The organism is Dysgonomonas sp. HGC4 (assembly GCF_001261715.1).
GTDB lineage: Bacteria > Bacteroidota > Bacteroidia > Bacteroidales > Dysgonomonadaceae > Dysgonomonas_A.
Genome location: NZ_CVRU01000174.1, coordinates 1 through 3,702, shown reverse-complemented (window position 1 = coordinate 3,702; position 3,702 = coordinate 1). Strand labels below are relative to the sequence as shown.

Annotated in this window: 3 protein-coding genes; all 3 read left to right on the top strand. The window is 35.1% G+C overall.

Translation table 11 applies throughout. The features are described from left to right. The first annotated feature begins 206 nt into the window (after positions 1-206). Entirely contained in the window at positions 207-929 is a 723-nt protein-coding gene (gene recO / locus HGC4_RS16680; protein WP_050711272.1) for a DNA repair protein RecO, read from the top strand. A gap of 47 nt (positions 930-976) precedes the next feature. Then, on the top strand, positions 977-2,773 hold the full coding sequence (locus HGC4_RS16675) for a MutS-related protein (RefSeq protein WP_050711271.1): 1,797 nt from the start codon (positions 977-979) through the stop codon (positions 2,771-2,773). A 2-nt stretch (positions 2,774-2,775) separates the two neighbouring features. Further along, positions 2,776-3,702 (top strand): acyltransferase (locus tag HGC4_RS16670; protein WP_050711270.1); only part of this gene is annotated, 927 nt, incomplete at its 3' end.

Genomic DNA, 3,702 nt, shown 5'->3' with positions numbered 1-3,702 from the left:
ATCCAAACGAAAAAATGATTCAAGACGCTCAAGCAGGTAAATAATTTAGATATTTATCTCACTATAATACAAAATCCTTGATGTTAATTACATCAAGGATTTTTTTCGTCTGTCAAAATGAGTAAATTTGCACGATACGCATCTATTGAGGTCTCAGACCTCTTTATTNNAAATATCGCATTAAATATTTTATATCGCTCATACTCATGCTCCATAAGACTCAAGCCATAGTACTCAGTACGATAAACTATAACGACAAGTATCTGCTTGCCTCGGTATACACCAGTGCTTTTGGGCGAGTTACGTATATGGTTCCCAAGTCACGAAGCAAATCAACCAAAGTACAGAAGTCTCTCTTTGCCCCCTTGTCTATACTCGACATGGAGACAGAGCATCAGGCATCACGAGACATTCAGCGCATACGCGAAGCTCATATACTTTATCCTTTGTATTCGATTTCGGGAAATATGGTAAAAACATCCATAGTTTTCTTTTTATCCGAATTTCTCAGCCGAATACTAAAAGATACTGATGAATACGAGATCATTTACAATTTTCTAAGCCATTCGATACAAGTACTAGAAGAAACCGAGAAAGGTTTGGCAAATTACCATCTGGTATTTATGTTGAAACTTACCCGATTCTTAGGCTTTTATCCGAACTTAGAGGAATATCACGATAATGATTACTTCGATATGCTGAATGGTATATTCGTGAGCAATCAACCATTACACAACCATTATGTAAATAAGGTTGATAGCAAAGTATTATCTTTATTATCCAGAATATCGTATGAGAATATGCACCTATTCTTATTATCGAGACAGGACAGGCAAAATATCATAAATCGGATGTTGGAATACTACCGCATTCATTTACATGATTTTCAGCCACTAAAATCGCTGGATATTTTGCATGAACTATTCTAGATCGCAATTACAACACTAATAAAAAACAGCTCAAAACTCTCTATAGAATGAATCTAAACGAAGTACAGTCTTACTATTCAAGTATTATCAATAAATATGATAACGAACTTGGTCAATTAAAGAAAGTTATATTCTGGGTAGGAACCATCCGATTAATTATAGCTATAGCCGCCATAGTAAGCACCTATATTTTGTGGGGCGATACAACAACCGTTATACTTACTCTTATTGCTTTGATTATTGTGTTTCTGGCATTAATGAAACATCACAACAGGTTATTTGTAAAAAAGAGCTATTGCGAACAACAGATAGTAAATGCTCAAAATGAATTGAAAGGTATAGATTATGACTTTTCGGCATTCGATGGTGCTCCCGAGAAGGCTAATGCTGAGCACAGTTTCAGTCTCGACCTCGATTTGTTTGGTAACAGATCATTCTTCCAGTCTATAAACAGAACTGTAACCTCTTTCGGAAAAGATACTCTTGCGGATATATTCATACATCCTTTTGAGAACAAGAAAGACATTTTAGATCAACAACAAGCAGTGGAAGAGCTTAAACAAAAAAGCAAATTACTGTCTCATTTCAGAGCAATAGGTCAAATGAGCGAAGCCGACAGCCTGAATTCTAAAGATTTTTCGGCATCATTTAAACGCCCCTCGATTTTGAAAAATAGCATTTTATGGAAAAGTATGGTTTATATCATGCCTCTTATCCATATCACATTCGGACTACTTATCTATTTCGATATTATAGTAGGAGGATATTATTCGCTAGTGTACATCCTGACACTGGGTATAAGCTTCATTCCCGGAAAAAAGGTGGCACAGATAATGGAAACCTTCAACGAAAAATCGAAGGTACTTGATACATATTCAAAACTCTTCAAAATCATAGAGGATGAAAGTGTTCAATCTGACAAACTAAAACACATACAGTCTCAGTTGAAAGGAATAACGAATGCTTCGCATGCAATAAATCAATTGAAATCGTATCATAACAACCTTACTGTCTCTTATACTTTCCCTGTTTTGATGCTATTCAACCCTTATTTGCTTTGGAATGTAAAATATGCAATCAAAGTAGAGCAATGGACTGAAAAATACAAATCGGAAATAGAACAGTGGTTCGAAGCTATTGCACAATTTGATATGCTTGTATCTATGGGAGTATTCGCTTTTAATCACCCCGACTATACTTATCCTCAGGTTTCCGACAAATTCACGTTTGAAGGGAAAGCTTTAGGACACCCTATGTTGCACCGCGATAAATGTGTACGCAACGATGTCAATATTTCCAAGACTCCTTACTTCTTAGTGATCACAGGAGCCAATATGGCGGGTAAAAGCACTTACTTACGCACCATAGGTATCAATCATACATTAGCATGTGCGGGAGTTCCTGTATGCGCCGAATCGTTGACGTTTTATCCATGTAGGTTAGTTACAAACTTACGTACAGCCGATTCTTTGGCTGATAACGAATCGTACTTCTTTGCCGAATTGAAGCGTTTGAAAATGATTATAGATCGCCTGCAATCGGGTGAAGAATTATTTATAATTTTAGATGAAATTCTAAAAGGAACCAATTCGGAAGACAAGCAAAAAGGCTCTATGGCTTTGATGAAACAGTTGCTCTCGCTCAACGGAAACGGTATCATTGCAACTCATGATCTGTTACTCGGAAATCTGGAACAAGAATACCCCGATAATGTAAAAGATTACCGCTTTGAGGCAGATATTACTAACGATCAGTTAACGTTCTCATATAAGATACGCGAAGGGGTAGCTCAAAATATGAATGCCTGCTTCCTTATGAAAAAAATGGGTATCACTGGACTATAAATATGAATGCGAATATAAAAACACGCTCTTCGAATATAGAACTGCTCAGGTTGGTTCTCATGCTTATGATCGTAATGCTTCATGTATTTCGATTAGAATTGCATGAGAATATAAACAACACAGGATTATACATCACTGAACTGCTGCTTACCAGCTTGTTTTTTGTTGGTGTGAATTGCTTTGTTTTTATATCTGGATATTTTGGTGTGAAATTCAAATCAAAAACCATAGTATCATTAATTATACAAGCCTTATTTTATTCACTAGGCATTCTTATTCTCGTTTTGTTATTAGGGTATAAATTAGAAATCAGTGATTATATAAAAGCCTTTTTCCCCATATCGAGCAGTCTTACCTATGGCACTTGGTGGTTTCTTACTGCATATATAGCGTTATTATTTATTGCACCTCTTCTCAATCACTCGATAGAATATTTCAATAGAAAGCAAATGACTATCATTCTCGTAGGAATGCTATTTCTAAATTGCTTCTCTAGTTTTATATTCAATAATTCATATATTTCGGGAGACGGCTATTCCATCTATAACTTTATAACTATATACGTTTTAGCACGATATATCAATAAATATAATATTAGAATACCAAAGCCATTTTTTCTGTATCTGGCTGCATCGATGCTCATTTTCGGGATTACCCTTTTATTCAATACTCAATTCGGAAAAATGATTGAACCAGGCAACAGATATAATAATCCTTTCTTGATTATTGCTGCTATCGGTTTGTTCTTTACCTTTAAGAATATGACTATTTCGAGTAATGTTATCAACAAATTAGCACCTCTTTCATTTGGTGTATATTTAATACATAATCATTACCTCATTCGTGAAATACTTTTCGAACCTGCAATCAAAGATTTCACCGATACATATAACAATCAATATTTATTACTAATTGGTATACTATTCCTT

Bases quoted from the DNA above. Each gene is read 5' to 3' on its own strand.
- recO (WP_050711272.1), top strand. From the start codon at position 207: ATGCTCCATAAGACTCAAGCCATAGTACTCAGTACGATAAACTATAAC.
- HGC4_RS16675 (WP_050711271.1), top strand. From the start codon at position 977: ATGAATCTAAACGAAGTACAGTCTTACTATTCAAGTATTATCAATAAA.